The 22,010-nt window shown below is 40.2% G+C and carries 20 protein-coding genes and 1 pseudogene; 3 read left to right on the top strand and 18 right to left on the bottom strand.

Annotated elements, in window-relative coordinates:
- Nucleotides 1-24: 24 nt before the first annotated feature.
- Entirely contained in the window at nt 25-1,197 is a 1,173-nt protein-coding gene (iadA, locus tag AC0VX1_RS11140; protein WP_413008188.1) for a beta-aspartyl-peptidase, read from the top strand.
- Nucleotides 1,198-1,512: 315 nt separating this feature from the next.
- On the opposite strand, the gene AC0VX1_RS11135 is transcribed toward iadA, so the two are convergent.
- From AC0VX1_RS11135 to AC0VX1_RS11110, 6 genes are all read right to left on the bottom strand, one after another.
- Complete coding sequence (locus AC0VX1_RS11135) at nt 1,513-2,505, bottom strand: NAD(P)/FAD-dependent oxidoreductase (RefSeq protein WP_034312587.1); 993 nt, start codon at nt 2,503-2,505, stop codon at nt 1,513-1,515.
- Between the two features lie 222 nt (nt 2,506-2,727).
- Entirely contained in the window at nt 2,728-2,976 is a 249-nt protein-coding gene (locus AC0VX1_RS11130; protein WP_034312590.1) for a ferredoxin, read from the bottom strand.
- 65 nt (nt 2,977-3,041) lie between these two features.
- Nucleotides 3,042-3,836, bottom strand: coding sequence for an alpha/beta fold hydrolase (locus tag AC0VX1_RS11125; RefSeq protein ID WP_440438238.1), 795 nt, complete (start codon nt 3,834-3,836; stop codon nt 3,042-3,044).
- Between the two features lie 175 nt (nt 3,837-4,011).
- A complete protein-coding gene (locus tag AC0VX1_RS11120) occupies nt 4,012-4,800 on the bottom strand; it encodes an SDR family NAD(P)-dependent oxidoreductase (protein WP_403189457.1) in 789 nt (262 codons plus the stop codon).
- 362 nt (nt 4,801-5,162) lie between these two features.
- Entirely contained in the window at nt 5,163-6,443 is a 1,281-nt protein-coding gene (locus AC0VX1_RS11115; RefSeq protein ID WP_475471232.1) for an MFS transporter, read from the bottom strand.
- Between the two features lie 287 nt (nt 6,444-6,730).
- On the bottom strand, nt 6,731-6,970 hold the full coding sequence (locus tag AC0VX1_RS11110; protein WP_475471230.1) for a hypothetical protein: 240 nt from the start codon (nt 6,968-6,970) through the stop codon (nt 6,731-6,733).
- A 177-nt stretch (nt 6,971-7,147) separates the two neighbouring features.
- Between AC0VX1_RS11110 and AC0VX1_RS11105 the strand changes: the two genes are divergently transcribed.
- Together AC0VX1_RS11105 and AC0VX1_RS11100 are read left to right on the top strand one after the other, a co-directional pair.
- Nucleotides 7,148-8,170: a hypothetical protein gene (locus tag AC0VX1_RS11105; RefSeq protein WP_475471229.1), complete on the top strand. Its 1,023-nt coding sequence runs from the start codon at nt 7,148-7,150 to the stop codon at nt 8,168-8,170.
- Nucleotides 8,171-8,511: 341 nt separating this feature from the next.
- Nucleotides 8,512-9,497: pseudogene (locus tag AC0VX1_RS11100) on the top strand (IS1182 family transposase); the annotation flags it as partial.
- 247 nt (nt 9,498-9,744) lie between these two features.
- Here the strand turns inward: AC0VX1_RS11100 and AC0VX1_RS11095 are convergent.
- The 12 genes from AC0VX1_RS11095 to AC0VX1_RS11040 all read right to left on the bottom strand — a co-directional run bounded on the left by AC0VX1_RS11095 (nt 9,745) and on the right by AC0VX1_RS11040 (nt 21,157).
- On the bottom strand, nt 9,745-10,500 hold the full coding sequence (locus tag AC0VX1_RS11095; protein ID WP_413024361.1) for an IclR family transcriptional regulator: 756 nt from the start codon (nt 10,498-10,500) through the stop codon (nt 9,745-9,747).
- A gap of 255 nt (nt 10,501-10,755) precedes the next feature.
- Nucleotides 10,756-12,483 carry a sensor histidine kinase gene (locus tag AC0VX1_RS11090; RefSeq protein WP_475471227.1) on the bottom strand — a complete coding sequence of 576 codons (1,728 nt, stop codon included), beginning with the start codon at nt 12,481-12,483 and terminating at the stop codon, nt 10,756-10,758.
- Between the two features lie 23 nt (nt 12,484-12,506).
- Entirely contained in the window at nt 12,507-12,968 is a 462-nt protein-coding gene (locus tag AC0VX1_RS11085) for a GAF domain-containing protein (protein WP_413008178.1), read from the bottom strand.
- Nucleotides 12,958-13,611, bottom strand: a complete 654-nt coding sequence (locus tag AC0VX1_RS11080) for a response regulator transcription factor (RefSeq protein WP_328129238.1) — start codon at nt 13,609-13,611, stop codon at nt 12,958-12,960. The genes AC0VX1_RS11085 and AC0VX1_RS11080 overlap by 11 nt, the downstream gene beginning before the upstream one ends.
- An 89-nt stretch (nt 13,612-13,700) precedes the next feature.
- Nucleotides 13,701-14,351, bottom strand: a complete 651-nt coding sequence (locus tag AC0VX1_RS11075) for a sensor histidine kinase (RefSeq protein ID WP_413024358.1) — start codon at nt 14,349-14,351, stop codon at nt 13,701-13,703.
- Between the two features lie 198 nt (nt 14,352-14,549).
- The gene (locus tag AC0VX1_RS11070; RefSeq protein WP_475471225.1) at nt 14,550-16,055 is read right to left on the bottom strand and encodes an MFS transporter; all 1,506 of its coding nucleotides are present in this window, start codon (nt 16,053-16,055) and stop codon (nt 14,550-14,552) included.
- Complete coding sequence (locus AC0VX1_RS11065; RefSeq protein WP_098187641.1) at nt 16,048-16,335, bottom strand: hypothetical protein; 288 nt, start codon at nt 16,333-16,335, stop codon at nt 16,048-16,050. Before AC0VX1_RS11065 ends, AC0VX1_RS11070 begins: the two co-directional genes overlap by 8 nt.
- Nucleotides 16,322-16,633, bottom strand: coding sequence for a hypothetical protein (locus tag AC0VX1_RS11060; protein WP_475471223.1), 312 nt, complete (start codon nt 16,631-16,633; stop codon nt 16,322-16,324). The genes AC0VX1_RS11065 and AC0VX1_RS11060 overlap by 14 nt, the downstream gene beginning before the upstream one ends.
- Before the next feature lie 186 nt (nt 16,634-16,819).
- Nucleotides 16,820-17,347 (bottom strand): Rieske (2Fe-2S) protein, encoded by a 528-nt coding sequence (locus AC0VX1_RS11055; protein WP_330502537.1) that lies wholly within the window; start codon nt 17,345-17,347, stop codon nt 16,820-16,822.
- Nucleotides 17,348-17,358: 11 nt separating this feature from the next.
- A complete protein-coding gene (locus AC0VX1_RS11050; protein ID WP_034312626.1) occupies nt 17,359-17,919 on the bottom strand; it encodes a 4Fe-4S dicluster domain-containing protein in 561 nt (186 codons plus the stop codon).
- Complete coding sequence (locus tag AC0VX1_RS11045; RefSeq protein WP_475471220.1) at nt 17,920-20,088, bottom strand: molybdopterin oxidoreductase family protein; 2,169 nt, start codon at nt 20,086-20,088, stop codon at nt 17,920-17,922.
- Nucleotides 20,075-21,157, bottom strand: coding sequence for a hypothetical protein (locus AC0VX1_RS11040; protein WP_413024352.1), 1,083 nt, complete (start codon nt 21,155-21,157; stop codon nt 20,075-20,077). Before AC0VX1_RS11040 ends, AC0VX1_RS11045 begins: the two co-directional genes overlap by 14 nt.
- Between the last annotated feature and the right edge of the window lie 853 nt (nt 21,158-22,010).

Raw genomic sequence — 22,010 nt, 5'->3', positions numbered from 1 at the left:
ATTCATTACAGGAGGAAAAACGCATTGCTTACTTTAATTAAAAATGGCGAGATATACTCACCCAATTACTTAGGGCGGAAAGACATTTTGATTACAGATGAAAAAATTGCATTCATAGATGACAGAATCGAGATTCCTGACAACTTTGCTCCTATTCATATCATTGATGCGACCAATCTTTTAGTTGTTCCAGGTTTCATAGATTCACATGTTCATATTATTGGCGGAGGAGGTGAGGGAGGATTCAAAACCCGCACCCCTGAGCTGATGCTTACGGACATTACGACTTCAGGTATTACAACGCTTGTCGGATTGCTTGGTACGGACGGAACTACGCGTAGAATGGAAAGCCTGCTTGCCAAGGCCCGGGCACTTGAAGAAGAGGGTATTTCCTGTTTCATTCATACAGGCTCCTACCAAGTGCCAGTAAAAACATTGACAGGAAAAGTTGAAGATGACCTTATTTTCATTGACAAAATCATCGGTGTCGGGGAAATTGCCATCTCCGACCATAGATCATCAGAGCCCACTTTTGAGGAATTGACCAAAATCGTCGCAGCCGCACGTAACGGGGGTATTCTGTCAGGAAAAGCAGGTATTTTAGAAGTTCATGTAGGAGACGGTGATGGCGAGCTCTCGTTGTTACATGCAATCGCTGATAAAACCAACATTCCGATTCGACAGCTCCATCCGACACATATCAACCGAAATGAAAAATTATTCAAGGCGGGAATCAATTACGCAAAACGGGGCGGGTTCGTAGACTTTACAACAAGCACCATTCCTCAGTTTCTGGATGATGGCGAAGTAAAATGCAGCATTGCCTTGCGCATAATGCTGGAAGAAGGGATTCCGGTAGAACAAATCACCTTCTCCTCAGACGGCCAGGCAAGTCTTCCATTTTTCAACAACCATGGGGAGTATGCAGGCCTTCAAGTAGGAAAAGTATCTTCGCTATATCACGAAGTGCGTGATTCTGTTTTAGAAGAAGGAATCCCACTTGAAACGGCACTGAAGGTCATCACCACGAATCCCGCACAAGTGCTGAAACTATCAACCAAGGGCAGTATCCAAACCGGCAATGATGCTGATATTGTGCTATTGCAAAAGGAAACTTTTGCAATTGTCACTGTAATGGCAAAAGGACATGTTATGGTAGATAAGGGTATTCCGTTGATAAAAGGGACATTTGAATGAGTTTAGACAGGATACCAGATTTCGAAAAATTTTCACGTCTCGCATTAATATTGTGAAAAATCGCTATAGGGGCGATACTTAAACCAATCTAAAAAGTCGAATTCCTAACTGTTGAGGAATTCGACTTTTAATTATAACAGTCATATTAACCTGTTCCCTTGTTAAGTAACAAAACATGTAAAGCCTCGAATATATCAAACTTAACTTTTTTTCGATTTTGACCTGGAAAATCGAGACCCCCTATCCATCACTTTTATCTTAGGGACCCAGCCTATGTACTTTAGTCTTCAGAAAAGTCTTGTTGTTAGAAAGAGGTCATCCAAATAATGAAGTACTATGGAGCGGCTGAACTTTCGCCAAAGGATCAATATAGGCTTTGGCATTATTAACTGCCGTAGGACCTTCACCGAATCCGGAAGCAATTAATTTAACCTTTCCATCATACGTACAAATATCCCCGGCTGCGTATATGCCTGAAATATTTGTTTCTTGCTTGGAATTAACGATAATTGCATTTTTATTGATGTTTAGACCCCATTCTTTAATCGCTCCAAGAGAAGAGACAAAGCCGTAATTAATAATTAAATCATCTACGTCAACCACTTCTTTTTGTTGAGTCTTAGTGTGTTCTAAAACTATTTGCGTAATGTGATCTGTTCCTACCAATTCGGAGGGAATATAAGGTGTTTTGACCTCAACAGAGGAATTCACTAATTTTTCTACACTATGCTCATGGGCACGGAATTTATCTCTTCTGTGTATCAATGTTACCTTTTCAGCAATCGGCTCTAACATAAGGGCCCAATCAACAGCAGAATCCCCACCGCCTAGAATCGCCACTTTTCTTCCTTTAAATCGGTTCATATCATTCACGAAATAATGCAAATTCTTATCCTCGAACTGTGTTGAATCTTCCAATTCTAGTTTACGAGGCTGAAAGGCTCCATTTCCAGCAGTAATGATCACTGATTTAGAGAAATGAGTATCGAGGTTTGTAGTGATCTTAAATGTTCCGTCTGCTTGCTTTTCCATTTGTTCAACTGCTTCTTCAAGACAAATTGTTGGTTCGAATACTTTCATTTGTTCTATTAAATTCTCTATCAATTCCTGCGCCCTTACTTTTGGAAAACCAGCTATATCATAAATGAATTTTTCGGGATAAAGAGCCGAAAGCTGTCCACCCAGTTGAGGAAGACTTTCGAGGATTTTCACCTTCGCTTGCCTCATTCCGCCATAGAACGCAGTAAACAAGCCAACTGGGCCGCCGCCAATAATAGTTATGTCATAGACCTTCTTTTCTTCTGTCAATGCAATCACTCCTTGTTCTTCTAGGTTGGTTGTTCATACTGAACGTGATTTACTGGTTGTAAGGGATAAACTTGTAATGTTTCCACAAGTAATTCTTCCTTTTCCTTTGTTTCAGAAATGATGGATAAAAGCAATTGAATATCCACTCTTTCAAAGACAATCTGGATATGTCACCACATTAAAAATCTATAAAGCTACTGGTCACAAACGCACCTAAAATTATTATTCAAATTTATTAGGGTTACCATCAAAGGATGTTTGAGCCACTTTTATAGAATCTGTTGGACATCCTTCTGAAGCATCTATCATATCTTCCTCGAGTTCATCAGGTATAATCGCTGCCCCAACATTATTATCCAATATAACGAATGCAATCCCTTCTTCATCATAATCATAAATATCCGGAGCTGAAGCACCACAAGCTCCGCAAGCAATACACGTTTCTTTATCAACGATTGTATAATTAGCCATTTTTCCTATTCATTCCTCTCTAATCTTGGCCCTGGTTTTACTAAAGTATTTGTAGAAGCCGTTTCCTACTCAATACCTTTCAAAAATTCCAAAATGCTCGAATTAAACTTCCTTGGATTTTCCTGGTAACACAAATGACCGCCATCTGGAATAATCACTAGCCGGGAGTTTATTAGCTTTTCATGAATGGCTTCTGATTCCTTAATGGGAGTTACAGTATCCAACTCACCACAAATCACAAGAACAGGAACAGCTATATGAGATAACATACTCATTTGATTTAGATGATAAAGTGAATATGCTACCGAACGATATCCTGCCGGTCTTATCTGTGTCATAATCTCTTTGACTCGTGTATGGACATTTTCTGAAGCATGGGGAGATAGCAGTGCTTGTATCCTCTTTTCCGCTATCTCCTTAGTAGAAAGGTTTTCAATTGAAAATAATCGATTTTTCAATTTCGTCTCGTTCTCTTCTGCTGATAGAGCAGCAGCCCCCCTTGTCGAATCTGCTAATATGAGTTTATTAACCTTATTAGGGTACAGGCTACAGTACTCTATCGCAATTGCCGCTCCCATTGAATGGCCGAGCAGATGGATATTTTCCAGCTTTAGCTGATCTAGCATGCCGTTCAGAATACGTGCGAACTCTTTAAAATGTCTATATTCTTCTTCTGGATCTGAGCTTTTCCCATAACCCGGAGCATCCCATGCGATTACTGTATAATGCTCCTTTAATTCCTGGATTTGTTCCTTCCATGACTGTGAATTATTGCTCATACCATGTAATAATACTAGAGGTTCTCCATTACCTTCTATTTCATAATGAATGCTTAAATCTTCTACTTTTACGAATGGCATACGATCAGTCCCCTTCTAAAGGTAAGTCTTTAACTCTTAAAGCCCCCAAACTTGATATAACTTTCTTAAATTAGAGAATGATTTACTATTTTTATATTTTGCTTGAAACCCTATAAAGAAAGTACTTCCTTTCCCGTCTTACAATTCAGCTAACGTATTCAAATACCTCTCCAGCTTAGCCAAGGCCCCGCACTGACAATCCGCCGTCGCTGGAAATGATTTCACCGGTGATTGCGCGTGATTCGTCAGAAGCTAACAGTACATAAGCCGCAACGTGATCTTCCGGCATCTGGGCAAGTTGAAGAATATTCCGTTTTTTAATGCTGCTTGCTTTCGTATCATTATCGACGATTTTCACAAATGGACGCAGCGGTGGAATCACCGTGAGTGCTGTCAATGTACCCCCTGGGGCTACGGCATTTACCCGGATGGAAGGCGATAGTTCGAACGCAAGCTGGCGCATCAATCCAATTTGGGCGTGTTTGCTCGCTGTATACCAAACACCGCCGCCATCTGGATAAAAACTTGCACCGGACACGGTAAAAATAATATTGCCATTCGTTTTTTTCAGTTCTTCAAGAGCAGCTTTAGCTCCGAAAAAAGAGCCTTTTACGTTAATATTGAATAGAAAATCATACGCTTCGGAAAGCGCCTCGGGAGTCACATCGGCAAATTTGGCAAATCCATCGAACACGCCTGCATTCGCAACGAAGACATCTAACTTTCCGAATTGCTCAACAGTAGCTTGGACCACTTGCTCATTGTCTTCGTATTTGCTTACATCTCCCTGATAAGTAAGGATGTTTTCACCAAATTCTCCTTTCATTTTCGCTAATGTCTCTTTAGAGCGGCCGATAATGCTCACTTTTGCTCCTTCTTGTATAAAACGGCGTGTGACAGCTTCTCCTATTCCAGAAGCTCCCCCTGTAATCAAAACGACTTTATCTTTTAAGGCCATGCCCATTGTCTCCACCCCTTCTGATATCTTTCAAACATAATGAACGGTTATCCAAAGATCGGTTACAGTTCAAATATACGGTCTTGTAGTGAGGACATAACCTCAATAAATGTTTTATATATAAAACTATGTTTTTTATATAAACAATTCTAAAATGTAATCGCTTCATTGTCAATGTAAGCTGTAAAAAAACTGAAACCATCGTTCGGGAATATGTGCCTTGTACTATATCAAGCTGTGGTCATCCTTATTCCTGTGTACACGTCAATGAGTATTCAAGATTTATTGTGGTTCTCAGTAAGAACCTAGCGTCCCTTCTTACTGAGATACCCTTTCTAAAAAACGTATGATATTACTTTTTTTGCTCTCTATAAAGTTACTTTGTTTCCTGTTGTATTACTAAGGTGATTTTCGGCAACTTCTTGTTTAATCATAAACAAGTACGCGACAAACCCCAGAGTGGCTGCTACTATCAGCATGGCAATGGAGGGACTAAAATCACCGCCAGACATATCGCGGCTCCACCCCATGATATAGCTTGAAAATCCACCCATAATATTCGTGAATCCCATTAAACCGGCCGCGCGTCCCGCTGTTTCAGGTGTTGAAAATTTGATGATGAAGAAATTGGTTAGATGAAACATTCCTCCCTGAGTTCCCATGGCGAGCCCCATTGAAACCCCAGCCATAATAGGACTAGGTGCAATGACAGCGATTGTCAAAAATACTGCTGTTAGTATGAAAAGAATCGTCGCAAGCAAGCTCGGGCGTTTCGTTTTGTCCGCCAGAAATCCGCCAGCCAGGACAAACCCTAGCGCGAATAGCCATGATAATGAGGTAATCCCAGTCATTGCATCTCTTTCAAAGCCTTTGGCCTCCACGAGATAGGTAGGAAGCCAAATACTGATTCCAAAGAACAGAAAGGACGACATCAAATTGCCAAACCAGACAATCCAATAACGATAATCCTTTGCGAAGAATTGCTTCAACTGCACATCATGCATTTCGTCCTTTTGGCGAATATAGGAGACTTCCTCTTTACTCATGCGTGGATGTTCTTCAGGCGTATTACGAGCCAAATACAGGAACATTGGAATATTTATAAACAAGTTAAAGGCGGCGAGAGCAAAGAACGCGGCCTGCCAATGAAATGTTGAAATAATGAGGATGAGCATAACGGTACCCACTGCCGGGCCAAGGTAGTTTCCAGTAATCCAGAATGACTGTGCCCTGCCAAGCTCTCTTTTATTAAACCAATTCGATATGAATTTACCCGATATCGGGATCATCATGCCTTCCCCGATTCCGAGGATGACCCTACTAATTAAAAACATTTCGTATGAAGTGGACAGTCCTCCCATGACCATTGTCGCAGTCCATACCAGTAAACCTAAAACCGCTGTTTTCCGCGCCCCTAACTTGTCGATAATAACACCCCAAAAAATGTTGGAACAGGAGTATGAAATCATGAATATAAAGGAGATCAAGCCAATTTTCGCATTTTTATCCGGGCCAGTCAGACCAAGATCACTTAAAAATCCCGGATCGGTTTGGATAACAGAGATACCTACTTTATCAATCTGACCGAAAAACCAGAAGAAAAAAATAGGAATCGCAATGTACAACCATCTTTTTTGACCTTGTAACATGTTATTTCCCCCTTATAATAGGCTCGTTTGAATGCGCTTTCATGATTTTCGATACAAAATGGCTATCATGCTATCAAACTTCACCAACTCCCCCTTTCAAAAGATAGCAGCAACTTTTGTTTCATATAAAAAACATTGTTACCGATATTTAATATTATATTGAATTTTCTTAATAGTCAATAATATTTCGAATAATATTTTTTAGTAGAAAAAAGTAGTTTTATATACAAAACTAAATAAGGTAGAGTTTCGATGAAAACAACCCGAAACAATACTTTACCCATCTATCACATAAAACCAGCTAATGTTTCTGCAAATCCTCGTACCTTAGGTAATGCATCTCCATAATTATTTGAAACATCATGATCTGCAGCAATAAAATGTCCATCATGGGACTGAAGCGCTACTAAGTCTATTTCGTTCAAGTAAAGAGTTTTAACCGGGAATAGTATGGCGGTTTTCTGTCCATCACCCCAACTTATGCTGCAGCTTGAGGTGAATAAGGCATACAATTCGTGAACCGCCAACCAACGTTTCCTTAGATAGGTAAACCCAAAATTGAAGAATGATTCTTCTTCCGCTCATTCGGTTGCCGTCTTCCTTTTATAACGATTCTTTATAAATATATAAAAATTAACTATTTTTATTATTTATCATTCAATGTTAGCATTTTGTTATAAGTTATTTGAAAGGATGAGAGATAAATGACTATCCAATATTCTGAATTCGCAGTATTCGGGCTCGGTCCCATCGGAATTGAAATTCTACGCAGTGCTTATCAAACGAATCCTCAATCTATTATCGGTGTTGTCGATATTGACCCCGATAAGGTAGGGAAAGATATTGGCTTCCTGATCGAAGAAAAGGAAACGAACAAGTGTGTAGTTCCCCATATCCAGGACGTAAATACTGAAGCTGACCACCCTATCGCCTTACATGCAACCGGTTCCAATGCACAACAAGTATGGCCCCAAATCAAAGAGCTGCTAGATCACGGTTTTTCAGTGGTTTCCACCTGTGAACAGCTTTCCTTCCCTTGGCATCGCTACCCTTTACTTTCAAAGGAAATAGATGATTATGCTAAAGGAAAAGGACTTAGTGTCATCGGGACCGGAATCAATCCAGGGTACATCATGGATACTATGGCCATTTCTTTTACAACAGTATTGACCACCGTTAACCAAATTAAGGTCATCCGTAAAGTTGATGTTTCGAAAAGGCGCCTCCCTTTACAAAAAAAGGTCGGAATCGGGATGACCAGAGAAGAGTTTGAATTTTTGGCCCAACGGAATGAAATTGGTCATGTAGGTCTTGAGGAGTCTGTAAGGTTAATTGCTTATGGGCTGAATTGGGAACTTTCAAATGTTATCAATACCATTGAACCAACGATTGCAAGCGAAAATATGACCGTTCCGCTAACTGCCTTAAAACGAGGGGATGTTATGGGGCTTCATCAAATTTCCACAGGCAAGACTGTGGACGGAAAGGAAATTTCCTTGGATTTAACGATGTCTGCAGGTATTAAACAGGAAGATGAAATCGTTATTGAGGGGAACGAAACCCAAAGGTTGATTGTTCCAAACGGCATTTTTGGAGATACTGCAACCGCAGCAATGATCATCAATACCGCTAAGCAAATTGATGCCCTCCGTAAACCAGGTTTACTTACAATGGCTGACATCGGGGTGCCAAGAAATATCAATCAATCACACTTTGTGCGTATTTAATGGCTGACTAACAATCTTGCGATAAAGTATTACGATATAGGAAAAGGTGAACCCCTAATGGTTTACCTTGCAGACTGTAGACAAACTCGATGAAAATCGAGTTTGTCTATTTTTATGGCTTGTACAATTTGGACGTTGATTGAACGTAGGGCACTCGCTTACCGCGGGCGGTCGGGGAGCCTCCTCGGCTTTCGCCTGCGGGGTCTCCCCTAGACGCGCTTTTCCCGCAGGAGTCTCGAACACCCGCTCCAATCAACTTTGTCTTACCTTTTAGATAGAACACTTTTGCCTGGAGTCATTTTTGTTTTAAAATAAAAGTATTAAAACATGAAGTGATGAGGATGCTTTCTAAACATGATTCTATTCAGCGAGATCAACTTGAAATGATTACTTTAGATCAACTGGTGCCAGCGAACCATTTGGATCGTAAAATGGAGGCTGCCATTGACTTCACTTTCATTTATGACTTGGTGAAAGATATGTATTCAGAGTTAGGACGCCCAAGTATTGATCCTGTTATTTTAGTTAAACTGACTTTCATTCAATATACCTTCGGTATTCGTTCCATGCGTAAAAAGATTGAAGAAGTTGAAACCAATATGGCTTACCGTTGATTCTTAGGCTATGGTTTCCATGATAAAGTACCTCCTACTCCACGTTCGGGAAAAATTATGAGCGACAATTTAATATACAGACCTGTTTGAACAGATTTTCTATCGCATGTTAATGACAGCTGCTAATAAAAAGTTAATAAGTGCTGAACACGTTTTCGTGGATTCCACACATGTGAAAGCCAGTGCGAATAAACGGAAATTTGAAAAGAAAATCGTTCGTAAAGAAACACGAGCGTATCAAGGACGTCTTCAAGAAGAAATCAATCAAGATCGTGAAAACCATGGAAAAAAAGCCTTTTCCACCAGATAAATTTGATAAAGAAGAGACCAAAGAGATTAAAGAAAGTATAACGGATTCTGAGAGTGGCTACTATGTGTTAAAGATGAACGAACAAAACAGTTTGCCTATTCATTCCAAGCGGCCGCAGACCGCAACGGTTTTGTATTGGGAATGATTGTAACACCTGGAAATACACATCACAGTCCAGACCTTAGAGCCACTAGTTGAACAAGTGATTGAGAAAGTTGGAAAACTGGAAGCCGTTGCCGCAGATGCAGCTTATAAAACACCAGCGATTACAAGCTACCTATTTAACAAAGAAATCATACCGGCTTTACCTTATACACTTCCTCGCACCAAAGAAGGATTTTTCCGCAAACAGGACTATGTATACGATGAACATTTTGATTGTTACCTTTGCCCTGCGGGCGAAAATTCAAAGGGAATTTCAAAAGGGGTTCAGAGTTTTTTAATTCCGAACCCCTTTTGTCTACAAACTGAAAATTGAACCCCTGATGGTTCACTTTTTCGTTTTGGTTCAACTGGGCATGTGACATGACAAAAAACCACCATAAGCGGTGGCTTTACTTCCTATATGTAGACTGCAGGAATCGACTATCTTAAATAAGTTATCTTATTTAAAAATATATTCCGAAAATGAAATGATTTTTCTATTTTCATTAATGTGTTTGAGAACCAAGTTTCACGGAAATGGCTTTGGCAGCTTTCGTTACTTTGTCAATCAATTCAGGCAAGCGATCTTCCTGAAATCTTGCTTCAATCCCAGCGACACTAATACCGGCTACTATTTCACCTTTACCATTGAGTATCGGCGCACTCACCGCTTTTGTATAATCCTCCAGTTCTGATGAAGTTATCGTGTACCCATTTGATCTCGCTTCATCCATTGCATGACGGAGTTTAGTTTTATCCGTAATCGTTCCCATGGCGATTGGTTTTAATTGGATGTTTTCCAAATAATTTTCACGCTCTACTTCTGGCAAAAACGCTAGGATGATTCGAGAATCGCCAGCGTACAATGGCGAACGCCTTCCAATGGATGTATAAAGTCGAACAGGCTGCAGGGTGTCCACCTTTTCAATATACATCGCTTCATCCTTATCCCTTACAATTAAATTCACTGCTTCTTCAACATCATCCCGTAGGTCTTTCATGATCGGATAGGCGATTGACCTGATATCCAAACGCTCCCCTACCAGTTGACCAAACTGAAGGAATATCAATCCAAGTGAATAGCGGCCATCATCGTCCTTTGTCAAAAACCCCATTTCCTCCAAAGATCCCACCATACGGTGTAACGACGTTTTCGGCAAATTGGAAAGTTCCATCATTTCATTAAAGGTCAGTTTTGGATGATTTATGAAAAGGGTTAGGATTTGCATGGATTTCACGACCGTTTTGTTATGTGCCTGCATACAATGTCTCCTTTCATGATACATGTTTTCCTTAACTATCATTCTATTATAAAACATGGAAGAAAGGATGTAATGAAAATAACCGTATTGATTGTTTTTCGAAATGCTCTGTTTGTATTCTCATTTGATTTACCGGCACTTTTTAATATTTGATCGAATCATTTTATTATCCCGAAGCCCATGGAACGAGTAATAATGTGAAATGCTGAAGCGTTTAGCTGATTAAGTTACTTGATCATTACGAAAACCCATCCACTACAAAGGCATTTTCAATATTACTTTTGTCCCTTTCCCTTCACGAGAATGAAGGATAAGGTTTCCGCCGCAAACTCTGGCTCTTTCCTCCATACTGAATAAGCCTACTCCTCGGGTAACTTTTTCGATATCAAAGCCCTTTCCTTGATCTTCTATTTCTACACGAACTTCTTCCTCTATTTCCTGGATCGTCACTGCAGCTTCCTCGGTATAGGCATATTTCCTAATATTTGTTAATGCCTCTTGAATAATACGGTAAATGGTAATTTCTTTGTTTGCATTCAGACGGCAGTTCAAATAGCATTCAAAATGGACCTTGATATGATGATGCTCTAAAAATTGCGCTACTAAAGAGCGTATGGCAGGGAACAGTCCAAGATCATCAAGTACCGATGGCCTTAATTCCCAGGATAGATGCCGGAGTGATTCGATAATTTCGGCCGCTTCATCTTGCATTTGATCTAACAGGGGATGATCCATTTCTGTCTGAAGTCTGTTAATCGTTATGAGATGGCTGTATAAGTTTTGTCCGATATCATCATGAAGCTCTCGGGAAATGCGTTTTCTTTCTTCTTCCTGCACATCAATGATTTTCCCGGTCATTTTCTTAATCTCTTCTTCCGCAAGCTTACGCTGGGTCACTTCATAACGAATCGCTAAATATTGATAAGGTTTCTGGAACTCATCAAGAAATGGAACGATTGTCGTATCAACCCAATAATAAGTATTATCCTTGGTCTTATTTTTAATCTCGCCTTTCCATACTTCCCCTGATGATATTGTTTTCCAAAGATTGTTGAAAAACTCTTTCGAATGAAATCCCGAGTTAATGATCCGATGATCCTGTCCGATCAGCTCTTCTTTTGAAAACTTTGAAATCCGGCAAAATTGATCATTGACATATTTAATCGTCCCTCTTTGATCGGTTATTGCTACAATCGAGGAAGCATCCAAAGCAAATTGGAAATCGGCCATTTTATTTACGAATTTCCCCAATTCCTCTAAAACTCGTTTATATTCGGTAATTTCCTTGCGAATTGCCAGGTATTTATATGGGTTCCCTTTTTCATTTAAGAAAGGGACAATTGTGGTATCGACCCAATAATGAGTTCCATCCTTCGCTTTATTCTTGATTTCACCCCGCCAAACACTTCCTGATGAAATTGTCCGCCAAAGCTCTTGCATAAATTCCTTTGAATGATGACCTGAATTGATAATTCGGTGGTCCTTCCCGATAAGCTCTGTTGCTGAATATTTGGATACCTCACAAAATTTCTTATTAAAGTTTATTATCTTGCCCTTTTCATCAGTAAATGCAACAATCGTAGATTCATCGAGTGCGTAAATTAAATCAACCAGTTCATTGATCGGATAGGATTGCTGCTGGTTAATCCGTGATTGGTCTTTCACTTTATGGACTACAATTAAGTAATAAAGCTCTTTCGCAAGCTGAAAGGAGTTCACCCTGAAAAAAAGCGAAAAAGCATGACCATCCCGGTGGATCCCCAACTGGTGGATAATCTCCCCTGCTCCGCTGTGTTGCAGGTTTGCCCCTGGTATAAGATTCAGAAGCTTTTCCCCGTTCAATTCATGATGTTCATAACCAAAGTTGTCATATACCTGTTGATTCGCAAAAGAGATGACTCCAGATTCATTGACAAGGATTGTCGCATCGTTGGATCCAGGCGTACCCCCTTTTTCCATTTCCAAATGTTTATTCAAGTCCATACATAATCCTCCTTGTTGCCATGTTAAATTAAGCTGTTCAATTCCTTTTCCAGTTTTTTCGCTGCATCAAGGATCTTATGCTGGTCACTTTCAGAAATGGGCTGAACTGTTCGTTTACCTACTAATAATACCCCTTTGGGAACACCTTTAAATTGAATCGGAACCGCGAAGGCGCAACGGAGATTTTCCGCAAGCATGATGGGATAATCTAAAGCTTTGCCGTGGATATTATTGGGGAAACCCTCAATCTTCATCGGCGTCCCCGTTGATATGACCCTGCCTGCAATTCCTTTTCCATATCGAACAGTTATCCTTTTGTACTTATCATTTCTGTTGCCGGCGGCAGAATGCCAGCTTATATCAGGACCTTTTCTGTTTTGTAAGGCAAGTCCTACAAAATCACCGTTCATTTCATCTAATACATATTCACACGCTTTTTTAAATGGTTGTTCCTCTTTCGATTTACTGTCCAAGTTAAATTCCATACCCTAATAACCCCTTTTTTAAAGCGAATGCAACAAGTTCATGCCTTGTTTTCATCTTGAGCTTTTCCATTAGGTTTCCTTTATGGCTTTCAACCGTTTTCACGCTTATGACAAGCTGTCCGGCAATTTCTTTATTGGAAAACCCTTTCGCAATCAACGTAAGTACCTCTTTTTCACGGTCAGACAACAGATTGATGGAATCAGCGGTTCCCTGCTTCACACTGCCTAAATATTCTTCCATTATCCTTTTTGTTGCAGATGGATGAAGGTAAGCATTTCCGTTTGATAAAGATCGGATGGCTACCAATAGTTCTTCATGGGGTGCACTTTTTAAAATACAGCCTGAAGCCCCGGCTTGAATGGTTCTGAACAAATATTCATCATCATCATGCATGGTAAGTATCAATATGGCTACCTCGGGCATGAGTTTCTTCAGTTCTGAAGTAGCCGATAAGCCATCTTTTCCATGTGGCATGCTTAAATCCATGACTACCACATTAGGCTGAAGCTCTAGTGCTCGTTGTATTCCTTCATTCCCCTCTGAAGCTTCCCCAATGACTTCCATATCAGGATGATTGTTTAGTAGCATCTTTAAGCCCATTCTTACAACGGCGTGATCATCGCAAAGCAAAATTTTTATCAAAGCAGCTCCCCCTAGCTTTGTTCGTGTTTGTATCGTTATATGAAACAACAAGGGGGATTGCACAATTCGCAAACCCCTTGTTTAGCATTTTAATATAATGGCAGAGAAATCTCTATAGAAGTCCCATGATCTATTTTTGAAAAAATGGTACAATTCCCGCCAATCAAATGCATTCTTTCACACATGGCGGCAAGCCCGCTCAGCTTATTCATGGCGGCTTCAACCTCAAATCCTTTCCCTGAATCTTTTATCATAATTAATAACATGCTTTTTCCCCATTTGAATAGTATACTTGCTTTTGTTGTATCAGCATACCTTGCTATATTCACCAATGCTTCTTGGCAGACCCTGAAAAGTGTAATGCTATCTCTATCAGAGATTTGCGATTCAATTCCCAGATTCTCCATCTCAACCTCAATACCATAGGTTGAGGTGTATATTTTCATGTAGCTTTTAATAGCTGAAATAAGCCCAAAAGTCGTAAGGGTAGGAGGATGCAATTCTACAGCCAAAAGCCTGATTTCTTGAATTGCCTTCTCCAATAGCTGTTTCATATCACCTGCATAAATTCTCATGGCAGGCTGTTCGATTGCCGTTTCAATGAGCTGCATTCCGGAAAAGAGACTGGAAAGGGACTGCCCCACACCTTCATGAAGCTCCATCGCAATTCTTTTAATCTCTTCTTCATGTGTTTGTATGATATAAGAACTGATGTTGTTTTTAAGTGGCTGAGTATTCATTCCCACCCTCCTTTTTCAATTGTCGCTGATTATTGGCCATTCAAAATGCGGCATGCTCCCCCAATTACGCTTTCGGCAGAGTGGTGAGAAAACTAACGTATACCTTTTTTCCCACCTGAAACCTAGCATTAGAACTTCTAGTTCTTGAAAACTACAATTCAGCCTTCAAATCCAATCATTTAATGCGCGCAGTTCATTTTATGCTTTTTTCACTCTATGACTTGAAATGTCACTAAACATACCTGCATATTGAACGACATCCCCCGCATCATTCTTTATCGAACTAATGGTCAGCCATTGCAGATATTGCTGTCCATCCTTTCGGCTATTCCAGATTTCACCTTGCCAAAATCCATTTATCTCAATGGATTTCCACAAACCCTCATAAAAAGTTCGAGATTGTTTACCCGACTTAAGTATACTAGGGTTCTTACCAATTACTTCATTTTCCTGATAACCCGTAATACTGCAAAACGACGGGTTTACTGAAATGATCTTACCGGTGGTATCGGTAATTAGAATCCCTTCTATTGTATGATCGATCACTTCTTTGGCAAGCCCCATTTTGCCTTGGAAATACATCCAAACAACTAAAATCAAGCTTGCAAGGGCAACTTCCGACAGCGCCATGAACCCGATTGCATAATGTCCTGTGATATTGAATAACAAGGATAAAATTAATGGCGGAAAAAAACCACCCAAACCGCCCATAGCGGAAACGATCCCATTCACAATACCAGCCTGCTTTTGGAAATACATCGGCACCAGTTTAAAAATAACACCATTTCCCATTCCGGCACATAGGGCAATACTCAAACAGCCAATAGTGTACCAGCCAATTGATGGAGCAAAGGATAGGATCATCGCTGAAACTGTATACACTCCAAAAACGAACATGAGCAGAATGAGAGAATGAAAACGATCTGCAAGCCATCCGCCAATTGGTCTCATAAGGGTAGCAAGAACAATAAAGCCTGCTGTCCTTAGACCAGCATCAACCTTATCCAATCCAAAGCTAGCTACAAGAAAATTTGGCAGATAGATAGTAAATGCAACAAAAGAACCGAATGTTATAAAGTAAAATAAACTTAGCAGCCATAGTTTTTCATTTTTGTAGACACTCTTCACTTGTTCTAAAAGCGGTGTTTTTACTTTCAGCTCTTTTTTATCCCCTAACAGAAAGTTACCTGCAATAAAGACCGCCAAGATCACAAGATAAAGCTGTACAGTTGTTGACCAACCAAAATTCTCAGCTACAACGGGTGCTGCAAATGCCGATACTGCCGTGCCCAGGTTTCCGGCACCGTAAATTCCATTTATAAAGCCATGACGTTCCTTTGGATAATACTTAGGTAAAGAGGTTACTCCAACAGAGAATACGGCTCCTCCAATACCAAGGAAAAGTCCTCCAATCAACAAATCGACAAGGGAATCGGCAATGCTGATATAATAAACAGGGAACAATAGTAACATAAAGCTAATCAGAAAAATTTTCCTGGCTCCGAACTGATTGGCGTAAAAGCCAAGGGGGATACGAAGTACAGATCCCAAAATAACAGGAACGGCTGTCACCAGGGCAAGCTGACTCTCCGGTATAGCAATATCTTCTTTAATAAAGGGCATCAGGGAAGAAATTAATACCCATACCATAAATCCGACTATTAAGTTTAAAGTCTGTAATGGAAGCTGTATTTTCTTAATCATTCTGATCACTCTCTCTTCTAATTACATATTGTAAACCCGTGTTTGCGTCAAAAGCTGACCACTCATTTTTATTTCGAACCATATTGCATGTCAGGGGAACAGCGAAAAAATTCAGGTGATCAAAATAAATGCGTAGATGGGTCATGTCAGGACAAATCTCCACCTTATCTATCGTTTTAGTAACAAAAGGCGCTTTATCCTGCCCATCATCATCCAAGATTGCCACTCTGGCTTTTTCCGAGACTAATGATTGTAAACCGTCCAAATTAATGTGTCCCACATGTATTGCACCCTCTCTTTGCACTGTATACATTCATTTGAAAACCCCGCAAATATTCCCAGAATGTATCTTCTGCATGATTCTCGATAAATTCAATTGTTTCCACTACAGACTCCCAATTGCTCATTCCCTTTACTTCGGCAACTACAATATCGGTCCCATCTATTGACTTTTCATCTAAATACCAGTTAAGACGGACACCTTTAAAAAGGTCTGAAAGGAGCTTATCGATTTCAGCAGCAAAATTTCCAGTTGCTTCTTTTACAAAACAAAAATCAAAATATGTTTCACTGTTCATTTGATTCACGCCTTTTCGTTTTTCGTTTTTTTATAAGTAAATAACGCTAAGGGAAACACCACTATGTTTAATCCCCCAAATATTAGTACATTTATATAATTTTCATAATAAAATTGGTGAACCATAAATTGGATAAATACAATATTCATCATCAAGAAAGCACAAAGCAACGCGACACCGATGTACTTAAACTTCATAACGCTTCACCCTTACAGCAAATACTGCGCCATTTTCTACTTTCACTTGAATTTCAGGCAGGGGCCTCCTTGGAGGTCCGGCAGTTGGAGCACCTGTTTCAACATCAAATTTCCCATGATGGCAAGGGCAGATCATTTCACCTTCTTCTTTCACCCAAAATACCGGGCAACGAAGATGTGTGCATGCATTTTGGTATGCTACGTATTTCGTTTCAGACAATCTGATCAAAATGGCATCATCATGATCCCCTGGAAATTTAAACTCTACTGCGTCACCAATTGGAAGTCCGCTTACATTAGTTATTTTTTTGTGAGGATACTCCTTTTCCCCAAGACCCATCAATTCTTTAGCCGCAATCGCTCCCCAAGGAAGGGATGAAATCGCGAATACTCCTGCAGCTCCCACTAGTGTTTTCATGAACCCTCGTCTGTCGAGCTTTCTTTCATTATCCCGTTCAATATTATGGGTGTAATTATCTTCATTAAAGGGGATTTTATTATTTTTATCCGACGGCATATAAATCCCTCCTAAAATAGCTTTTCAATTCCTTGTAAAATACCAGGCAAATTTACCTTAACGTTCGTTTCACTTTCAAGATAAGGCAGGCTACTCACCCATTTTCCATTATCTAGATTAAATTGTTTTTTTCTATTTCCAATTTCCTCATCGGTGAGCCACTGAAGTGTGTTGGATGGACAAACACTTGCACACATTGGCGGGATACCGTTTTTTGTCCGGTCAATACATAAATCGCATTTATACATTAAGTTTTGCTCTGTGTCAAATTTTGGTATTCCATACGGACAAGCGATCGTACAGTTTTGGCAGCCAATACATTTTTCAACTAGAGCTGATAAGACGGCCCCTGTCTCATGTATTTGGATTGCCTGGGCAGGACAACTTCTTGCACAGGCCGGATTCACACAATGGAGGCACATAAGAGGCATCGTCTGCCGATTGACTAGAGGGTTTACATCATAAACGTAGTTCCTGTTCCGCTCTTCATGACCTCCGCATTGTGTACAAGCAGCAAGGCATGACCGGCATCCTATGCAGTTTTCAAGTTCTAAATAGAGCCTCTTTTTCATTTATTGCACCTTCTTTATTTCGACTTTTTCCATTTGAGCCGCACAGACCTTAAACTCCGGCATACGGGATATTGGGTCAAGCGCTGCAATCGTTAATAGGTTGATAGATTGCTCGTGCCCAAAGTGGTATGGAACAAATACAGTGTCCTTACGAATTGCCTCTGTAATTTTCACTTTATAGATTGCCTCGCCTCTCCGGGTGTACAGGCGGACCTTATCCTCATGGTCCATATTGTATTTTTTTGCTGTTTTCGGATGCACTTCGACGTATGGCTCCGGGCACATATCACGCAGAAACTGGATTCTTCTCGTCTGGTTTCCAGATAAGTAGTGGTAAACGACACGACCGGTTGTTAAACGAAGTGGATATTTTTCATCTGGCTCTTCAGCAGGGGGACGGTAAGGAAGCGCACAAATTTTCGCTTTCCCGTCTGCGTGATAGAATTTTTTATCCAGGAACATATGCGGCGTTCCCATATCATTTTCATCCTTACAAGGCCAAAAAACTCCGTCCTGTTTGTCGATCTTATCCCATGTAGCACCATAATAATCGGCATATCCTCCTTTACTAGCCAGCCTGAATTCATCAGCTATATCTTTTGCTGTTTTCAAATGGGAAAAGTATTTTCCTTTTCCAAGACGTTCTGCAAGTTCTACTTGTATTTGCCAGTCGGGCTTAGATTCACCGATTGGTTCTTGTGCCTTATTTATCTTAATAATTCTTCCTTCAAGGTTAGTAACTGTTCCTTCATCTTCTGACCACGTTACAGATGGCAGGATCACATCCGCAAACTCCGCTGATTCAGAAAGATAGAAATCCGAACACACCATAAAATCAAGATTTTTCATCGAAGTTCTGACGAAATTCAGATTCGGAGCAGATACTGCAGGATTAGAACATAGCAGATACAGTCCGCGAATCGTTTTTTGTTCCATCAACTCAAACATTTCATATGCAGATACACCCGGCTGGGGCATTTCTTCAGGAGTGATTTTCCATACTTTACAAACTTCTGCTACATGTTCAGGGTTTGTAATTTTACGGTATCCTGGCAATAAATCGGCTTTCTGGCCATGCTCCCGTCCCCCCTGTCCGTTTCCTTGACCGGTGAATGTCGCTACACCAGACTTTGGCCGTCCGATTTTACCTGTCACAAGCGCCAAGTTTGTATATCCAGATACATTGTCAACACCCTTATGCTGCTGTTCGATTCCACGTGCGAACATGACAACTGCATTTGGTGATTTCCCATAAATTTCTGCTGCATGAATGATTTTTTTCGATGCCACACCTGTAAGCTCACTCGTATATTCCGGTGTAAATTCTTTTACAAGTTCTTTTGTTTCTTCAAACCCGTTCGTATGATTATTAATGAATTCTTCGTCAGCATAACCGTTTTGAATTAATAGATTTAAGATTCCATTAGCAAGGGCAAGATCCGTTCCCGGTTTCAAGTCAAGATGAACATCTGCTCTTCTCGCAATAGGAGTTTCACGGGGATCTGCCACGATAATGTACCCTCCTCTTTCTTGTACGTTCCAAACACGGAACATAGAGGTTGGATGGCATTCTGCTGTGTTGCTTCCTGCAATAAATAAGCAATCTGTTTCATGAATATCAGTCCAAGGTAATGTTGAACCTCTATCAACTCCAAAAGAACGAAGGAATCCCCCGGCTGCACTCGACATGCAAAATCGGCCATTATAATCAATGTAGCGAGTTCCAAGAGCCACACGTGCAAATTTCCCTGTTAAATAGCATTTTTCATTTGTCATTGATACCCCGCTGAAAACGGATAATGAATCTTTTCCATATTTAACTTGAAGTTCCCTGAACTTATTTGCGATTAAATCATACGCCTCATTCCAGCTTGCTTCACGGAAACCTTCCTTTGTTCCCTTTAATGAAGCATCATCACGAATAAGCGGTTTTAAAATACGATCATCATGATTCGTCTGCTGGTAAGCTGTAACCCCTTTTGGACACATTTTCCCTACCGTTACAGGCCAGTCATAACGGGGTTCAACCCCAATGATTTTATTCGTCGCTACATTTACCCTTAAATTCATTCCGCACTGCATTCCGCAATAAGCACAATGGGTTTTGACCAATGTTTCATTCGGGTGTACCACATTACTTTCTGCTTTAAAAAACTTATCCTTTTGCATCCTGGTTTGCCTCCTTAACTTTTACTTCATGGATGGGGAACCCAGAAAATTGGGCAATCCTGTATTTTCTTCGACAAGGAAGGCACATTTCAGCGAGATGGTGGCCTTCTTTCGCTTGGAATTCTATATCATTCCTGCCGAGTACCTCTATGACATCTTTTGATTGTTCTGTTGAAACAAACTCATTACCGCATACTTTGCATCCTTTCATGGATTGTTCCGCATAATGTTCTCTGTAGTTTCTTGCAAATACACTCATTGGGCGGAAAGGTATGTGCGCAAGTTTTCCAAACGGAAGATAAATCAATGTAATGATGACTGACCATTGGTGAATCAGGGACATGGCCGGCTGTCCTGCACCATGCATAAAAATGTTCATGAACGTTAGTGCCAATCCTGTAACGCTGACCAATAACAGCATGAATAATGGAAGGAAGTCATACATGAATTGTTGCTCTGCCCTTGCCTGCATATTTTTCAAACGGCGATAAAGGGCCATGCTTACTCCGGAAATGACCATCACTGCTGTTATGTTCAGTGCGTTATATGATAACTTTGCAATGAGCCCATCAGCAGGCACTGTCATTACTTGGATCCCCATTGCGATGATGTTGTAGTAACCGTTCTCGTCCATTGTGAAGTACATCCATCCAAATACTAGAGGAAAGGTCACGAAGCAGGAAAGAATGCAGCCCCAGCCCATAAGAACGTGCTGAGTCCATCGGTAAATTCCCCTGTTCCAGATGAAATTGTATGTTGCTAAATGTTCAACTGTTGTTTTGGGCGTTGATCTTCTTAAGAGAATTTTGATTCCTTTTTTTATAAAAACCTTTGTTGGCGGCCTTTCCCCCCAAGCGATAAATCTGTAAAAGAAACCCCCAATAAAAATAAACGTCCCCACCATATAGCCATAAAGGTTTAAATCCACGTGTGTAAACATTCTCGTACCTATAAACGATAAGAATACAAGTCCGCAAACTGCTAGAAACATAGACTTTGCAAAATGTGATGCAAAAGCATCATCAATCGATTTTCCTGTTTTTTGATTTACGGCGACTTTTGCCTGCATTATTATTCCTCCTCATTACAAACAATTACCATACCCTTATTGTAAGATCTTGTCTGATTGTTCGATATCGGGGAACTTCCCCATCCTTTTGGAAAAATCCCCTTAACTTTTGAAAATAAACAGAAATTCAGACGTCAGAATGGTGATTAGTCCGTATTTCCTTCACTCTAATTTCATAACTTCTTATTTGGGATTAGTAATAATGTAAATAAGTACGTATGAGGATGTTGGGTTTCAAGATTTTTTTGGAGAAAAAATGCATGTCAACTTCTCCTCTCTTTCGAATTGCAAACCGGTTTTGGAAGACATTATTGGACATAGCGGAAGAAAGGGACCTTCTTTATCATGAACTTTGTTTAATGAAACAAAAAAGAAAGCACTCTTTAAGAGTACTTTCTCCAGTTTGCAGACATAAGTTCAACGGTAATCCATATGTGTTTCAGCTTCTTCAATCGTTTTACACATAGAACGAATATCGAAGGTATATTGAATGAAAAATAACAGGATAATAATTGGGCGTCCTACCTCTGAATACATATCTTTCACCAAGTCATAAATGAAAGTGAAGTCAAGGAAGCCTCAATTTTACCAACCAAATGGTTCGGTGGCACCAGTTGATTTAAGCAAAAGTGTTCTATCTAAAAGGTAAAACAAAATTGATTGGAGCGGGTGTTCGAGACTCCAGCGGGAAAAACGTGTCCATGGGAGCCCCCGCAGGCGAAAGCCGAGAAGGCTCCCGGACCGCCCGCGGAAAGCGAGCCTTACGTTCCAATCAACGTCAAATTGTACAAGCTATAAAAAAATGTAGACAAACTCGATTTTCATCGAGTTTGCCTACAGTCTGAAGAAAGCA

Source organism: Peribacillus sp. QJM3NY_7 (genome assembly GCF_056173225.1).
The sequence above is the reverse complement of the archived record's forward strand: the minus strand, read 5'-3'. Positions and strand labels throughout refer to the sequence as shown.